At 60.6% G+C, this 16341-nt stretch carries 14 protein-coding genes and 1 pseudogene; 7 read left to right on the top strand and 8 right to left on the bottom strand.

Annotated elements, in window-relative coordinates; translation table 11 throughout:
- The 4 genes and pseudogenes from QD409_RS27985 to QD409_RS27970 form a co-directional block, all read right to left on the bottom strand.
- Window positions 1-131 (bottom strand): annotated as a pseudogene (locus QD409_RS27985) (dihydrodipicolinate synthase family protein); the annotation flags it as partial.
- A gap of 165 nt (window positions 132-296) precedes the next feature.
- Entirely contained in the window at window positions 297-998 is a 702-nt protein-coding gene (locus QD409_RS27980) for a GntR family transcriptional regulator (RefSeq protein WP_092846034.1), read from the bottom strand.
- 216 nt (window positions 999-1214) lie between these two features.
- Window positions 1215-1847 (bottom strand): Vgb family protein, encoded by a 633-nt coding sequence (locus QD409_RS27975; RefSeq protein WP_092846036.1) that lies wholly within the window; start codon window positions 1845-1847, stop codon window positions 1215-1217.
- A 47-nt stretch (window positions 1848-1894) separates the two neighbouring features.
- Window positions 1895-3115, bottom strand: coding sequence for a helix-turn-helix domain-containing protein (locus tag QD409_RS27970; RefSeq protein WP_430764209.1), 1221 nt, complete (start codon window positions 3113-3115; stop codon window positions 1895-1897).
- 119 nt (window positions 3116-3234) lie between these two features.
- On the opposite strand from QD409_RS27970, the gene QD409_RS27965 reads away from it, so the two are divergent.
- The 3 genes from QD409_RS27965 (at window position 3235) to QD409_RS27955 (ending at window position 6298) form a co-directional block, all read left to right on the top strand.
- On the top strand, window positions 3235-4032 hold the full coding sequence (locus QD409_RS27965) for a DUF899 domain-containing protein (protein ID WP_430764208.1): 798 nt from the start codon (window positions 3235-3237) through the stop codon (window positions 4030-4032).
- Complete coding sequence (locus QD409_RS27960) at window positions 4032-4310, top strand: hypothetical protein (protein WP_092846039.1); 279 nt, start codon at window positions 4032-4034, stop codon at window positions 4308-4310. Before QD409_RS27965 ends, QD409_RS27960 begins: the two co-directional genes overlap by 1 nt.
- A 263-nt stretch (window positions 4311-4573) precedes the next feature.
- Entirely contained in the window at window positions 4574-6298 is a 1725-nt protein-coding gene (locus QD409_RS27955) for a peptidoglycan D,D-transpeptidase FtsI family protein (RefSeq protein ID WP_092846041.1), read from the top strand.
- An 88-nt stretch (window positions 6299-6386) separates the two neighbouring features.
- On the opposite strand, the gene QD409_RS27950 is transcribed toward QD409_RS27955, so the two are convergent.
- Window positions 6387-6941: an OsmC family protein gene (locus QD409_RS27950; protein WP_430764207.1), complete on the bottom strand. Its 555-nt coding sequence runs from the start codon at window positions 6939-6941 to the stop codon at window positions 6387-6389.
- Window positions 6942-7375: 434 nt separating this feature from the next.
- On the opposite strand from QD409_RS27950, the gene QD409_RS27945 reads away from it, so the two are divergent.
- Together QD409_RS27945 and QD409_RS27940 are read left to right on the top strand one after the other, a co-directional pair.
- On the top strand, window positions 7376-8218 hold the full coding sequence (locus QD409_RS27945) for a VOC family protein (protein WP_092846045.1): 843 nt from the start codon (window positions 7376-7378) through the stop codon (window positions 8216-8218).
- Between the two features lie 87 nt (window positions 8219-8305).
- Complete coding sequence (locus QD409_RS27940; protein ID WP_430764206.1) at window positions 8306-9334, top strand: NADP-dependent oxidoreductase; 1029 nt, start codon at window positions 8306-8308, stop codon at window positions 9332-9334.
- A gap of 174 nt (window positions 9335-9508) precedes the next feature.
- Here the strand turns inward: QD409_RS27940 and QD409_RS27935 are convergent, their stop codons facing one another.
- The 3 genes from QD409_RS27935 to QD409_RS27925 form a co-directional block, all read right to left on the bottom strand.
- Window positions 9509-9883: a hypothetical protein gene (locus tag QD409_RS27935; RefSeq protein ID WP_430764205.1), complete on the bottom strand. Its 375-nt coding sequence runs from the start codon at window positions 9881-9883 to the stop codon at window positions 9509-9511.
- A gap of 130 nt (window positions 9884-10013) precedes the next feature.
- Window positions 10014-11072 carry an ATP-binding protein gene (locus QD409_RS27930; protein WP_430764204.1) on the bottom strand — a complete coding sequence of 353 codons (1059 nt, stop codon included), beginning with the start codon at window positions 11070-11072 and terminating at the stop codon, window positions 10014-10016.
- Complete coding sequence (locus tag QD409_RS27925) at window positions 11053-11751, bottom strand: response regulator (protein WP_430764203.1); 699 nt, start codon at window positions 11749-11751, stop codon at window positions 11053-11055. The genes QD409_RS27930 and QD409_RS27925 overlap by 20 nt, the downstream gene beginning before the upstream one ends.
- Before the next feature lie 232 nt (window positions 11752-11983).
- Here QD409_RS27925 and QD409_RS27920 point away from each other — a divergent pair, with 232 nt between their 5' ends.
- Window positions 11984-13168, top strand: coding sequence for an efflux RND transporter periplasmic adaptor subunit (locus QD409_RS27920; RefSeq protein ID WP_430764202.1), 1185 nt, complete (start codon window positions 11984-11986; stop codon window positions 13166-13168).
- A gap of 7 nt (window positions 13169-13175) precedes the next feature.
- The gene (locus tag QD409_RS27915; protein ID WP_430764201.1) at window positions 13176-16322 is read left to right on the top strand and encodes a multidrug efflux RND transporter permease subunit; all 3147 of its coding nucleotides are present in this window, start codon (window positions 13176-13178) and stop codon (window positions 16320-16322) included.
- Window positions 16323-16341: the final 19 nt, after the last annotated feature.

The raw sequence follows: 16341 nt of genomic DNA, 5'->3' as shown, positions 1-16341 counted from the left end.
ACCACCGCCGACATGCCCGCGGCGATCAGTTCCTTGCCCTTCTTGACCAGGGCATCGAAATCGGGGCTGCGATCGGCCTTGCACGGGGTCATCAGGGCCGGGATCACGCCGGAGAAAATGCTGGATGTCATCTGTCTATCCTCTTGGCTGCAAGTGCATCGGCAACGATGTCCAGCCGCATTCCCGGCCGCACGTCACCCTGTCTCAGCATCCATACATCTTTGTATTCAATTTGTCGACAAGAAATATGCAGATAATGGGACAATGCGACTTCACGACGTCGCGGCCCCAAAGGTTCAGAGCTTCACATCCAGCCGATCCCCGCGCACCAGCAGCTTCTGAACCTGCGCCACGATCTGTTCCGCATGCAAGCGTGCCAGGCGCTCCGCGAGCTCAGTATCGCGCGCGGCAATGGCGGCGATCATCTCGTCATGCTCCTCGACGAAACGGCGCGGCAAACGATCATTGTAGGATTGGTAATAGAGACGAAGGATGCGCCGGCCCTCGTTGAGCAGGCGGCTGAAAAGACCTGTGAAATACGGGTTGCGACCAGCTTCGGCGATCGCAAGATGCAATTCGGCGTTGGTGGAGATCATTGCAAGCGCATCCTGCGCCTCGACGGCAGCGGCAAATTCCGCCTGGCGTGCACGCACGATCTCGAGATCCTCCGGCCGATGATATTTCGCCGCAAGCTGCGTCGTGACGCGATACATCAACACCAGCGCGTCGAAATAACTATGCATGTTGAGGAAATCGATCTGCGACACCATGGTCGAGCGGTTGGGCAGCGTATCGATCAGCCCCTCGCCGGCAAGCCGTACCAGCGCTTCGCGGATCGGCGTGCGCGACATGCCGAAGCGCTCGGAGAGCTGCACCTCATCGATAGGGCTGCCCGGCGGCAATTCCAGGTGCAGAATCTCGTCACGCAAGATATCGTAGACCACCTTCACGCCGGAGCCGCGCTTGCGCTCGTTCCGCAGGCTTGTTTCATTATCCATGGCTAGCTGACCTCTTCTTTCAGCGTGAGAAATAAAGGGGCATGCCTAGTAAATCAACGGCGCTCTGAACACTGCTGTACAGCTTTGCAGCACGCCATGTGTAGCGGCTGTTATCTTCGGCGCAAATTGCAATTGTCGACCTCAAAACGCCATATCGGGGGCAGCAAGAGCTACCCCCGATATGGGCTGGCAACCGAAAGGATCGCTGAGTAGTCTTCAACGCGGCCGGCGGATCGCCCGCACTTTGCCGCCGCCGCCGCTGCCGGCGAAGAACCGATCCCTTCCGTCGGATTCGAGGCCCGAAACGCCAGCGCCCTCGGGCATTTCCAACCGCTCCAGCACCTCGCCCGTCACTGGATCGATACGGCGAATGTCGCTTTCGTCGCCCTCCCAGGTTCCGTGCCACAGCTCGCCGTCGACCCATGTGACACCGGTGACGATGCGGTTGGATTCGATGGTGCGGCGGATAGCACCGGTCTCGGGGTCGATCTCATGGATCTTGCGACCGCGATGCTGCCCGACCCACAGGCTCCCTTCGCACCAGGCAAGACCCGAATCGCCGCCGTTGCCGGGCGCTGGAATGGTCGACAGCACCTTTCCGGTCTCAGGATCGACCTTATGGATCCGGTCCTCGGCGATCTGATAGAGATAGCGCCCGTCGAAAGCCGTGCCCGCATGTGATTCCACATCGATCGACCGCACTTCAACGCCGCTCTCAGGATCGAGGGCATGCAGCTTTTCGCCGGAGGCGAACCAGACATGCCTGCCGTCGAAGGTAACTCCGTTCACACGGGGCGCGTTTTCAAACGGACCATATTCGCGAATGATCTCAGCTTGAGACTTTTTCATTGCAACCATCCTCCAGTCAGCATCTGTTGAACTTGATGGCTCCGACCCTAGTCGCTCGGCAGCGGGCCCGGGAGTAACAATGTTGTCGGGAAGCCGACGACAGGCGGCATCATCCAGCGGCGGGCACGGCCATTGCCGACACTCTGCACTTTGCCGGCCGCGGCAAGAGCGTCGAGCGCTCGCTGCACCGTCCGCGGGCTTGTTGCGAGCGCGATCGCCAGTGCCGAACTCGACCAGGCCTCGCCGTCCGCCAGCAAGGCGAGCAGAAAAGCATGCTCGGTCTCCATGGGCGGCGCCAGCACTACAATATCACCTTTCCCGCGCAGCGTGAGTACGAAGCCTTGCGGCGTCGCGTCGATGTCGGCGAATGTCTCCAATGCAGCGCGCAACCTTCCAATCTCGACTCTGAGCCGTGCCCTATGGGATTCGTCGGCATGGCGGGCGCGGAACGCGCGGGAAAGCAAAAGGGTACGCGGCGCATCCGCCGGCGCAGCCTCGGCAAGGACGCGCGCCAGCACGAACAGCACCGGCCGGCTCGCCAGCGACAGGACCTCACTACCACGACGCACGACATTGCGGCAGGCATCGACGACCAGCGTGCCGGAGGATAGCAAGGCCTCGACTTCACCCAGCGACAGCAGGCGTTCAGTGCCGCCCGCGATCAGCCGAGCCGCTGGCGCATCAAGCGCCCGCGTGGCATTGCGCACTTCGACATCGAGCGCGGCGATATCGGCCCTCCGCGCGGCTTCAGTTGCCCGGGCCAGCGCGGCACGCGCCAGTTCCGTGCGCAGGCGGCGGATGGCGATGCCGGCGACCGCAAGCTCATGGCTTGCTCTTGCAGCCGGCGGCAACGGCGAGGGATCGAGCTTTGCAAGCAACCGCTCGGCCTCGTCGAGATGGCCGACAAGCAGAAGGCGGCGTATCTGCAGATTGCGGGCATGGGCCGCATTGATACGATCGCCGTGTTTATCGAGGACGGCGCGCGCCGTCTCCAGCGCCTTTTCCGGCCATCCGAGATCACGCGAGACAAGGGCAATCTCTGCCTGGGCAACGATACAGCGAGCGCGGGCGACGGTCTCACGCGGACTAAAGGCACGTGCGGCACTCTTCAGCAGCGCCTTGGCTCGATCAAGGTCCCCCAGCTGAGCCATGGCAATGCCGCGCAGCGCCAGCGCAGGCGCATCGTCGCGCAAAGCCACGCGCTTCATGGCTCCGAGCGCGTCCCCGGCAGCAAGCGCCTGTGCGGCAGCGACGATCAGCGAGTCCATCGAAATCCCGTCACACTTGTAACTCCCACCCCTCGGGACTTCAGCCGTAAGTTATTCCCCATCGGCAGGCAAGACGCTGTGCCGGCAGTGGCAGATCCAGCAAATCAAGGAGATGAACCATGACGATGCATAAAACAGGAACACGCAATGAGTGGCTTTCGGCGAGGCTTTCCCTGCTGGAGCAGGAAAAAGAGCTGACGAGACGCAGCGACGAAATCGCCGCGCACCGTCAGCAATTGCCTTGGGTCAAGGTGGAGAAGGACTATCGGCTTGAGACCGAGCAGGGCGTGGTCCCGCTCTCGGCGCTCTTCAAGGGACGCTCGCAGCTTCTCGTCTATCACTTCATGTTCGGGCCGGATTATATCGCCGGATGCCCGTCCTGCTCGTCGATTGCGGACGGTTTCAACGGCATTGCCGTCCACCTCGAAAACCACGACGTCGCCTTTTCCGCCGTGTCTCGGGCGGAATTCGGGAAGCTGCGCGAATTCAAGCAGCGCATGGGCTGGACCTTCGACTGGGCCTCGTCGGCAAACAGCGACTTCAACCACGATTTCAATGTCTGGTTCACCCCGGAGGAGCAGCGCGACGGCGGCATCGAATATAATTACCGTCGCGAGCCGCCGATGCCCGAAGCTCAGGCGGGCAAGACGGTGCAGCAATGGGAGCTGCGCGGCAGCGAAGGCCCGGTCGAACTGATGGCATCAATGACGGGGACGGATGTCGCGACCTACACGCGTGATCGGCCAGGTGTGAGCGCCTTCGCGATGCAGGACGGCGTGATCTATCACACCTATTCGTCTTATGCCCGCGGACTGGACGGCCTTTGGGGCATGTATCAGTGGCTCGACCGGGCGCCGCTCGGCCGCAACGAGACCGGCGTCTGGTGGCGCCATCATGACCGCTACGGAGCGCTCTGATGTCCAGACTGTCCGAAACTCAAGAAAGGGCCGGCGCACGCGCCGCCGGCCTCCTTCGGTCGGCGACTTCCAGACGCTGGCTTCAGCTGGCCGCATCACCGACCTTCGCCGCTATGGCATTGCTGACAGCCCACGATGCGGCGGCCGACATGATCTGTTCCGCGCAAGGCAGCTCGATGCTGGGTGGAATGGTGCCGATGTATCTGCTGATGAGCCTGTTCCACAGCGGACCTTGGTTGGCGCTTTTTACGAAAGAAACGAAGGCATGTGGGCTATGAGCCTGCGCTATTGCCCACGGCGATTGATCGCGCACTCTTGTTCGCTCTCACGCTTCCTTTTGATCCAGCCCAATCTTCTACGCAGAACAGATTGGTCGCCGCCTAGCTGGACGTCGTTTGGCGAAATCAGGCAAATGACGACCGGAGCCTTTGGGATCGCTGCCAAGGCCCCTTAGTATTAGGGTCTTGTTAACCATATTTGCCTTATAAATCTTTGATTGAAAGGCGCGTCCGCTTTTCCAGCTCTTGCGAATAAGTCGATAATGTCGATCATTCATGCTCTAAGCGCAAATAGCGGCCGCCTCGTGAGGCTCTCCTTCGGTCCGGGATCGCGCGGACGCCGTCCCGTCCAGGCCACAGGGCATAGCAAGCTTGCAAAAGCCCGCATCGTGATGCTCAGTGGTGGATTGATCGCGGTCTATGCCGTGATCTTCGCCAGACTGACTTTATTCGGCATGGCGCCGAGGGACGACACGTCATCGATCCCGCCCGAACGCGTGACTGCCGCCCGCCCCGATATCGTCGACAGAAACGGCGAGCTCCTGGCGACAGACATCCGTACGGTCTCGATGTTTGCCGAGCCGAACCGCGTCGTCGACGCCGACGAAGCGGTCGAAAAGATAGCCACGGTTTTTCCTGATATCGACCGCAAATCCCTCTATAAGAAGCTCGCCGACCACCGCTCGCACTTCGCTTGGCTGCGCCGCCAGCTGACGCCGAAGCAGCAAAGCGAAATTCTGGCTCTCGGCATTCCGGCGATCGGCTTCCGGCCGGAGGTCAAGCGCTTCTATCCCGGCGGACGCACCGCCGCCCATATTCTCGGCTATGTCGATATCGACAACCACGGCGTGGCTGGAATGGAAAAATATCTCGACATGCAGGGCCTGTCTGATCTCGATTCCACGGGCCTGACGAGCCAGGATACGCTGCAGCCGGTCAAACTTTCGGTCGATCTGCGCGTTCAGAACGTCGTGCACGACGTCGTCAGCAGTGCGCTCGATCTCTACAAGGGCAAGGCGGCCGGTGCCGTGGTGCTGGATATCCACACCGGCGAAGTGCTCGCCATGGCCTCGGCCCCCGATTTCGACCCGAACGACCCGCAGGCAACCGGCAGCGACGGCTGGCTCAACCGCATGTCGAATGGCACCTTCGAAATGGGCTCGACATTCAAGACCTTCTCGATGGCGATGGCCTTCGATGTTGGCGCGGTCAAGACGAGCGATACTTTCGATGCTTCCGCGCCGCTGCACTATGGCGGCTTCATCATTCATGACGACCGTGACGTGCCGCGCAGGTGGCTGACGGTGCCGGAAATCTTCCGCTATTCATCGAACATCGGCACTGCCAAGCTGATGGATCGTGTGGGCATGGAAAACCAGAAGGCCTATCTCACCCGCTTTGGCCTTTTGACCAAACTGAAGACCGAATTGCCGGAAGTGAAAATGCCCACCCAGCCCCACGTCTGGAAGAAGATCAATTCGATCACGATCTCCTTCGGCCATGGCGTCGCCACCACGCCGCTGCAGACTGCGGTCGCCGGCGCGGCACTGATGGATGGCGGCGAGCTGATCGAGCCGACCTTCCTGCCGCGAACGCGCGAGGAAGCCGAGAAGGTCGAAACTCCGATTGTCAAACCGGCGACAAGCGACATCATCCGCTCCCTGTTCAAGCTGAACGGCCAGGAAGGTTCCGGCAAGCCTGCCAACGTCCCCGGCTATCATGTCGGCGGCAAGACAGGCACCGCGAACAAGGTCATCCACGGCGTCTATTCCCACAAGCTGAGCTTCAACTCCTTCCTTGGCGCCTTCCCGATCGATCATCCGAAATATGTGGTGCTCGCTTTCGTGGACCAGCCGCTGACCGGCGAACATAACCTCACCTTCGCCACCAACACCGCAGCACCGATGGTGCGCGACATCATCAAGCAAGCAGCCCCCATGCTCGGCGTGCAGCCTGATTTCGGGACGAACTTGATCGCCTCCTATTGAGGGTGCCACGGGCTACTAACAGCAGACGGCGTCGCGACAGCGCAAAATCGGAGAGCTGCGCTTTATCCGGCAGTGCTTGGGACCGTCATCAAAGTTCGGAGCCTGCCGTAGAGCGACCTGGCTGTTGATGGTCGACTTGCCCACGCACTTCGTTTCCGCGTTTCAGGAGATTGAGGATTGGGCACAGCCTCTCCACGGTCGACCGCAGCCGGGCAATGTCTTCGGCGCTCGCGGGAGATACCAGCGTCACCAGATAACTTATATCCTGGGGATAGACCGGCACGTTTTCATGCCCTTCGGCACCGCCGCGTGCATCGATCGTGGCGGAGACTTCCGCGTGGAGGGATTCGAGCGGCACGCGCTGATCGGAAGCGTGGATCAAATAGGTATGCGTCAGGCAGCTCGAAAGTGCGCCAAGCAGCAGCTCCGGTGATGAGGGACCCAAATTGTAGCCGGCGAAATCGGGCGGGCTATCGGAAATAACCTGAAAATCCCGAATTCTGATCCGACGCACGCCACTGCGACCCTCAGCACTCGCGCTGGCCTTTAAAGTGACCGCGCCCAGCTCCTCAGATTTCACGCGTGCACGCCGGTTCAGCAGAGCCGCCCGCTTCTGCCCGAGATATTCATTCAAGGTTGTCATTGCCGCCTACCCTTTGTCTATCGGTTCCATTCGTTGCCGGCTTCGGCCGGATCGAAAACGAATGTGCGGTCAATTTATAACCGCGGGGCCAATAGATAGTCTATAAAAATTATATACTTTATATCTGCATGGCACGAAGAATATTGCTGGCGTGGGTCAATCTCTGAAAATTCTTGGCGACGTGACGTCCCGGGAAAGAGGGACGAAACTCCGAGAGCCGTCAATGTCGATGGGGACGGCAAATTGGAATTCTTTTCCATGTTTATGGGGTCCATTTGGAATCAATCGGAATCGTCATCCCCATTGGCGCACTATATAGATCATAAAATTAGTAGACTAAATACTCTCGCCGTCGGATGCGCTGCTTGCCGATCCCGAGGTTGGCTGAACAAAACAAACGCAATCTCATATATCCATATCCGGAGATCCCACTCATGCCCGCTACGGCTCAGCCACTCGTCCTCGATCACGCGGTCATTGGCGTACTCGACAAGCTCGATTCCGCCGCAGCGATCTATCGCAAGCTCGGCTTCGCGCTGACGCCACGGGGCTACCACACGCTCGGCTCCATCAATCATCTTGCCGTCTTCGACGGCAACTATCTGGAGCTCCTCGGCTTCCCGTCGGAGAGCGAGAAGACGAGGACCGATCTCTGGTCCTACCCGTCAGGCCTTAACGGTCTCGCCTTTCGCACCAGCGATGCCGCGGCCTTACAAGGTGAATTGGTAAAAGCCGGCAAGCCGGTGACGGACTGGAGGGATTTCTCGCGCCCGGTTGATGTCGATGGCGTGCCAAAGCCGGCAAGCTTCCGCACCTTCCAGATCGGCGGAGAGGTGATTTCCAATGGTCGTTTTTTCTTTTGCCAGCACAACACGCCGGAACTCGTATGGCGTCCGATCGATCAGAACCACCCGAACGGCGTATTGAACATCAGCGATGTCTTCATCGTCAGCCGCGCTTCTCAGGTGATTACCGGGTTGCTCGACGGCTTTCCCGCAGCGGCTCCCGAAGCCAACAAGGATAGTATCTCCATACGGGCCGGCACCGCTACCATCCACATCCTGTCCGAAGACGGCGCGAGCGCCCGTTTCGGATCCGCCATTCCCCAGGGTTTCGAAGGCAACGAGCGCAAGGTGGCGCTCGGACTGAAAGTGCGCTCACTGAACGCCGCGGCAGACGCTCTGGTTCTCGGTGGTTTTTCACCCAAGCCTTTCGAAGGTGGCCTGCTCGTCGAGGCCGAGGCTGCCAACGGTGTCGCGCTCTGGTTCAGGGAATAATCCAAATCACTCACGCCGACAAACGCGCGACCGGCCGCGAAAAGTTCTATTATCTGGATAGCAAAATCAGACCCGGGAAACACAGGCATGGCAAACCAACCCATCTCCACACGCATCGTCCTTGCGTCTCGCCCTTCAGGAAAGCCTGTGGCCGCCAATTTCCGGCTTGAGCGAGAAGCGGTCCGGGATCTCGCCGAAGGCGAAGTTCTTCTCCAGATCCTCTATCTTTCGCTTGATCCCTATATGCGCGGCCGTATGGACGACGCAAAGTCCTATGCCAAGCCGGTCGAAGTCGGTGGAGTCATGGAAGGGGGAACGGTCGCGCGCGTCGTCAGCAGCCGCGACGCGGCTTTCGCGCCGGGCGATATCGTCCTCTCTCATTCCGGCTGGCAGAGCCATGCAATCTCGGACGCCGCCGCTTTGCGCAAGCTCGATCCCGAGGCGGCGCCGATCACGACTGCGCTGGGCGTTCTCGGCATGCCCGGCTTCACCGCCTACGCGGGGCTTCGCAACATCGGCAAACCGAAAGCCGGCGAAACGCTGGTGGTTGCAGCGGCGAGCGGTGCGGTTGGCTCCGCAGTCGGCCAGATCGCCAAGATCTTCGGCGCGCGCGCCGTCGGGATCGCCGGCGGGGCAGATAAATGCGACTATATCCGCAATGAGTTCGGCTTCGACGCTGCGATCGACCACCGGTCGAGCGATTTCGCCAGCCAACTCGCGGCGGCTTGCCCGAACGGGATCGACATCTATTTCGAGAATGTCGGCGGCCATGTCTGGAATGCGGTGTTTCCGCTGCTGAATGACTTTGCGCGTGTCCCGGTCTGCGGGCTGATCGCGCATTACAATGAAGGGTCTTCGACCTCTGATGGTCACAATCAACTGCCCACCGTGATGCGGGCCGTTCTTCGCCAAAGCCTGACGATAAGGGGGTTCATTCAGCGCGAATTCGTCGATCAGCGCCCCGATTTCTATCGCGAAGCGGCAAAATGGATCTCCGAAGGACGCCTCAAGTATAGAGAGGACATCGTGGACGGACTCGAAAACGCTCCCGAGGCCTTTATCGGCCTGCTGGAGGGAAAGAATTTTGGCAAGCTGATCGTGCATATCGCATCCTGAGCCCAGCCTTTGGCGCATACACAGACGCCTGCGGCTTCTTGCGCGACCCGCATGCAGCGCGGCCGTCGTCTATGCCTATTTCTCCTGGCGAATTTGAAGAAACACTGCCTGGAAATGCTGATGTGGCGGAGCCATGCGGCGCCCTGGCGAATGGCGATTAGCCGCAAGCGCGAGCTACTTCCTCACGACAAGCAGGGAGAGGACGATGCCGCAAAGGATGGCGATGAAGCAGATGGCAGGCATGAGGCGGAAGAAGGTCGCAAGATTGCGCCTGCGCCTCGGATCGAAGTCGCACCTCTCGACTGAAACGTCATTGACGTAGGGATCGCCGCTTAAGCCAAGAGCGTGGCGCCCTTTTCCCGTCAACATGAAGCAGAGACCGAAATTGCCATTGGCGTCGCCAGCGCGAATGAGGGAGGAATCGAGCCCACGCTTCAGGAGAAGCCCTGTTTCGGTATCCGGGGTGTGGTTTCCGGAGAACTCCAGCAAGCCTTTGCAATGGATCGCATCGAGGAATTCCAACATGTCGGAACCGTTGTCTGGCTTCATCTTCCATCAGCCCGCTCTGTAAATGGGAGCGGCCCTTTCCGGCGGGAACTTTGGCAAAGCCGTGTGGAGATCCTGTCGAGACTGAGTCGAGAATTCATGACCCATCCCGAGGCGATGAAGTCTTGCAGGCTCAGTAGCGCGGGATGGTCACACGCACAGTCGTGCCGCCGCCCTTGCGGCTCTCGATCATGGCTTTGCCGCCATGCGCCTCGGCAATCGCCTTGACCACGGACAGACCGAGCCCGGACCCTCCGGCCCTCCGGCTTCGGGCTTCATCAGCTCTCCAGAAGCGCTCGAAGGCGTATTCCTGCTCCAAAGGGGTCATTCCCGGTCCGGTGTCCGAAACCTGCAGAATGGCAAATCCACCCCTCATGAACGTCCTGACCTCGAGGCGCGAGCCAGGCGCATAGCGCGCCGCATTGTCTATCAAGGCGAGAACAACCTGCCGAACCCGCGCGCGATCCGCGTTGAGCGGTGCGCTGAGCATGTTGACGACGAGCTCTAGCCTTTGGGCGGACAGCGCCGGTCTCATTGTGTCCAGGGTATCGCCGACTTCTGCCGCCAGATCGAAGCTTGAGATCTGCAGCTCCATCCGGCCGGCATTCATCAGCGAGAGGGTCTTGAGATCCTCGACGATGCGCGTCAGGGAATCGATATGCTTGACCAGGCCGAGAAAGGCATCCTGGCTCGGCTCATATACGCCATCGGCCAAACCCTGCATGCGCCCGCGAAGAATCGTCAGCGGCGTGCGAAGCTCGTGGGCGATGGCGGAATTCGAATATTGGAGTTCCTTCTCGGCCCTCTGCAGCTTCTCCGCCATCTGGTTGAAATCCTCGATGAGGCGATCGGCTTCGCCGAACGTCCCCTGCCCCGTGGCTCGCCCGGTGAAATCGCCCTCGGCGATGGTGCGGGCGGCATGTGCTACGGTGATGAGCGGCTTGACCAGCCGCCGGGCAAGCCGCCAGCCGACATAGGCTCCGACGGCCTGGCCGATCGCGACATTGATGGCGAGAACCACGAAATCGGTCGGAGCCCATTCGTCGCTGCTGATGGCTCCGGGAAACAGCCAATCCCAAACCCAGCCGTAGATCAGGAACCCGAAGAACATGACCGACAGGGAAACGAACGCGACGATCGTGGTCGACCAGATGATCTGTCGGTTGAGACTATTATTGACCGAGGTCGCCAAGGCGGTAGCCCACTCCTCTGACGCCGTTGAGAAGATTGCCGACGCCGGCCGCTTCCAGCTTCTTGCGCAGCTTGCTCATGTGGCTGTCGACCGTCCTGTCGAGGGCCTCGCCTTCGGGAAGGCAGGCGTCGATGATCTCGCCTCTCTCGAAGGCCCTGTTCTGATAGCCAGCCATGAATTCAAGGATCCGGAATTCCGTGCGGGTCAGCGGCAGGAGGACGCGCTGATCACCATTGTCTACCGAAGCCACATGCGCAATCGGATCGACCGAGAGCCTTCCGATCCGCAGAACCTTGTTGGCCATGCCGGCGGCGACGGAACGCCTGAGGATCGCACGGGCCCGCGCAACCACCTCGGCCGGATTGAACGGCTTGACCACATAATCGTCGGCTCCCGCCCGCAGTCCCTGCAGCCTGTCCACGTCGTCAGCCAGCGCGGTCACCATGATAACAGGCGTGTCGCCGCGCTTGTGGATCGCTGCAAGAACAGCATAACCGTCGAGCTTGGGCAGCTTGACGTCGAGAACGACCAGATCGGGCCGGAGGCGCTGATGATGGGAAAGCCCAATCTCTCCATCCGACGCCGTCAAAACACGGAATCCCTCGCGTTCGAAATAGCGCTCGAGGATATCGGATATTTCCGGCTCGTCCTCGATGATCAGTACAAGAGCGTTTTCCATACGCACCTCCTGTCCCGACAAAAGGCGTCATGAAGCCCCGCGTCAACATTCATTTCGCATCTCCATGAAACTTCCACATACGCTCCATTGAAACGCAACAGTTGTGCTGTCTAGCGTAAATTAGCGAAAACCGCAGAATAAAAACACGAATGTTCGAAAGAACCGAAGCCGCGAGCTTGCGAGACAATTTGTCCGGAAAGACATCCCCTTCGGTCCAGACAGGAAGCCATCAATGCTGATGAACAAGGGACTGCACGGGCGATCGACGCTGCTGACGATTACGGCGATGCTCGCTTTGGTGGCAGGTCATGCATCCTCCCAGGAAGCAACCCAGATACCGCCACCGGCGGTCGGGGTCGTTGAATTGAAGGCACACGCCGTTCCCGTCATGAGTGAGCTTCCCGGCCGCATTGCCGCAACCAGGGTTTCCGAAGTGCGCGCGAGGGTCTCGGGCATCCTGCAAGAGCGAGTCTTTGAGCAGGGCAGCCTGGTGCATAAGGATGACGTCCTTTATCGGATCGATCCGCGCCTGTTCGAAGTCCGCGTCGCCAGCGCCGAAGCAGCGTTGAAGAAAGCCAAGGCGATCCAGGCCAATGCCAAGCAGCAGCTTGAACGCCAGCGCCTGCTCCGTGAGCGCAATGTCGTGAGCGCGGTGGATTACGATACGGCTGCCGTCGCCCTCGATCAGGCCGACGCCGACGTCGCATCCCAGCAGGCTGCCCTTGACGAAACCAAGATAAACCTCGGCTACACCGAGGTACGCGCGCCAATCACCGGCGTCATCGGCGGCGCTCTTGCCACCGAGGGAACGCTGGTCACGGCGGATAGCACCTCCAATCTGGCGCTGATCCAGCAAGTCGATCCCGTCTACGCCGACTTCACCCAATCGGCACAGCAACTTCTTGCGCTCAAGCAAGCGGTCAGCGACGGCAAGCTCGAAAGCCCGGCGCCAGGCCAGGCGCGTGTCGAACTGGTCTTCGACGGCGGCAAGGTCTACGACCAGCCCGGCAAGCTCCTGTTCTCGAACGCGAATGTCGATCCCAATACCGGACAGGTGACGCTAAGAGCAGAGTTCCCCAATCCGAAGCGCGATCTCCTGCCGGGAATGTATGTCCGCGTGCGCATCGAGCAGGCAGTCCAGCAAGCCGGCATCACCATTCCGCAAAGGGCGGTGACGAGAGATGCCGGGGGTAATCCGCAGATCTTCGTGCTCGCTTCCGACCAGACTGCGCAGGTGCGCAATATCGTTCTCGGCGCATCCCTCGGCTCCGAGTGGATCGTCCTCTCAGGACTGAAGAATGGCGAAACAATCATCGCCGACGGGGTCCAGAAGGTCACGCCGGGAGGCAAGGTAGTCGCTGAACCCTGGTCGCCGAAAAACGCCGACCAAAACTCCTCAGACCAGGCCGCGAAGTAATTCAGACATGGCACAGCTCTTTATCAAGCGACCCGTTCTCGCATGGGTTTTCGCATTCTTCATCATGATCGCAGGGATCATTACGATTCCCTCGTTGCCGGTCGCGCAATATCCCGCTGTCGCGCCTCCGCAGCTCTCGATCTCCGCCTCCTACCCCGGCGCGTCTCCGCAGGAAATCTATCAGGGGGTTACCCGCCTGATAGAAGAGGAACTCAATGGCGTCCATGGCATCGTCGACTTTGAATCGACGTCGGACAATTCCGGATCGGTGAGCATCAACGCGACGTTTGCCTCCGGAACGGACATCGGCAAGGCAACGGTCGATGTGCAGAACGCAGTCCGCCGCGTCGAGGCGCGGTTGCCGCAGACGGTGCGAACGCGAGGCATTTATGTCGAGGAAGCCAGCGCCGGCTTCCTGCTGATCGCAGCCCTGACCTCCACCGACGGCAAGATGGACGAGATCGCGCTCGGCGACTACATCAACCGCAACGTCCTCGGGGAGCTCCGCCGCCTCCCGGGCGTCGGCCGCGCGCAGGTCTTCGCTTCGCAAAGGGCGCTTCGCGTCTGGATCGACCCCGACAAGATGGTCGGCCTCCATCTGACGGCGGCCGACATCAGTGCGGCGATCGCTGCCCAGAATGCGCAGGTTGCCGCTGGCCAGATCGGAGCCACTCCAAATCCGGTCGGCCAGGATCTCACCGCGACCGTGATCGTCGAGGGTCAGCTCAACAGTGCAAAGCAGTTCGGCGACGTGATCCTTCGCGCCAACCCCGACGGCTCGACTGTGCGCCTGCGCGACATCGCCCGCGTTGAGAACGGCGCCGAAAACTACTCCACGACGAGCCGGCTCAACGGCAATCCGAGCGCTGGTCTCGCCATCCAGCTTTCCTCGACCGGCAACGCCGTCTCTGTTTCGAAAGCGGTGAAGGCGAAGATGGACGAACTGTCGAAGTTCTTCCCGAAGGGCGTAGAGTATTCGATACCCTACGACACCAGCCCGTTCGTCAATGCCTCGATCGAGAAGGTCGTCCACACACTGATCGAGGCGATCGCGCTCGTCTTCATCGTGATGTTCGTCTTCCTGCAGAACTTTCGCTACACGATCATCCCGACGCTCGTCGTCCCGGTCGCGCTGCTGGGGACTTGCGCCGTCATGTATGCGACAGGTTTTTCCATCAACGTCCTGACCATGTTTGCCATGGTTCTGGCGATCGGCATCCTTGTCGACGACGCAATCGTCGTGGTCGAGAACGTCGAACGCATCATGGCCGAGGAAGGCTTGCCGCCGAAGGCCGCGACGCAGAAGGCGATGAAGCAGATCACCGGCGCCATCCTCGGCATTACGCTGGTGCTCTCCTGCGTCTTCATTCCGATGGCATTCTTTCCGGGCGCTTCCGGGATCATCTACCGGCAGTTCTCGCTGACTATGGTCGTCTCGATCATGTTCTCGGCCTTCCTGGCGCTTTCACTGACACCGGCGCTCTGCGCCACGTTCCTGAAGCCAATCAAGGCTGATCACCACGCGAAGAAGGGGCTCGGCGGCTGGTTCAATCGCAAGTTCGACGGGATGACGGCCGGCTACACGAAGACCGCCGCCGGCCTTGCGCGCCGGTCGGGACGAATGATGGTCGTCTATCTCGCACTCGTCGTCGGCCTCGGCTACATTTTCGTCAATTTGCCGGGCTCCTTCGTGCCGGAGGAGGATCAGGGCATCCTGCTCGTCGACATTCAGGGACCGCCGGAGGCGAGCGCCAATCGCACGATCGCGTCGCTGAAGCAGGTCGAGGCCATCTTCAAGGCCGAACCCGCGGTCGAAAACGTCTTCGCTGTTCAGGGCTTCAGCTTTTCCGGAAACGGCCCGAACTCGGCCATCGCCTTTGTCACGCTCAAGGACTGGAGCGTTCGGCCGGCTGGCAGTTCGGTCCCGGAGATCGCCGGGCGTGTCAATGCACAGCTTGCCGGATTGAAGGACGCCACGTCCTATGCACTCTCGCCTCCGCCGATCGAAGGCTTCGGCACGACGAGCGGCTTCTCCTTCCGGCTCCAGGACCGCGCCGGGCGCGGACAGAAGGCTCTCAAGCAAGCGGCGGACGAGCTGATGGCAAAAGCGGCCCAAAGCGGCGTGGTGACGAATGTCCGCGTCGAAGGCATGCAGGAGGCGGCTCAGATCATGCTTGCGATCGACCGCGAGAAAGCAAACACCTTCGGCGTCAGCTTCTCCGACATCAACGAAGCCATCACGTCGAACCTCGGCTCTTCCTATATCAACGATTACCCGAACGCAGGCCGCATGCAGCAGGTCATCGTGCAGGCAGACGGCCGCAGCCGTATGCAGGTGGAAGACATGATGAAGCTGAACGTTCGCAACGCAAGCGGCGGGATGGTGCCGCTGGCGTCGTTCGCGACCGCCGACTGGCGCAAGGGCGATCCGCAGATCGTCGGCTACAACGGCTATCCGACCGTCCGTATCACCGGACAGGCGGCCGAGGGCAAGTCTTCCGGCGCAGCCATCGCCGAGATGGAACGCCTCGCAACCGACCTTCCCGACGGCTTCGGCTACGAGTGGTCCGGCCAGTCGCGCGAGGAAATCTCCTCCGGCAACCAGGCACCGATCCTCTTCGGCTTCAGCATCCTTTTCGTATTCCTACTGCTGGCAGGTCTCTACGAAAGCTGGTCGATCCCCTTGTCGGTCATGCTGGTGGTCCCGCTCGGCATCATCGGATGCGTGCTGGCAGCGGTACTGCGCGAAATGCCGAACGACCTCTACTTCAAGGTAGGCCTCATCGCGATCATCGGCCTGTCGGCGAAGAACGCCATCCTGATCGTCGAATTCGCCAAAGACTATTACGCCCAAGGCAAATCCCTGCTTGAATCGGCAGTCGAGGCGGCCCGTGTCCGCTTCCGTCCGATCGTGATGACGTCGCTTGCCTTCACGCTCGGCGTCGTGCCGCTCGCCATTGCTACTGGCCCAAGCGCGGCCAGCCAGAACGCGATCGGCACCGGCGTCCTCGGCGGCATGATCTCGGCAACCCTCCTCGCCGTCTTCTTCGTCCCGGTCTTCTTCGTCTTCGTGCTGTCCTTACTGCGGACCAAGAGACCGGTCGATGACGATGCGGGCGCTGACGTCCCGCCCGCACCAGCCGCCCATCCCTAACCGGATGGGCGGCATGATC

It is taken from the genome of Rhizobium sp. BR 315 (assembly GCF_050577975.1).
Classification (GTDB): domain Bacteria; phylum Pseudomonadota; class Alphaproteobacteria; order Rhizobiales; family Rhizobiaceae; genus Rhizobium; species Rhizobium miluonense.
Note: the sequence above shows the minus strand (reverse complement) of the source record. Positions and strands in the feature narration are given on the sequence as shown.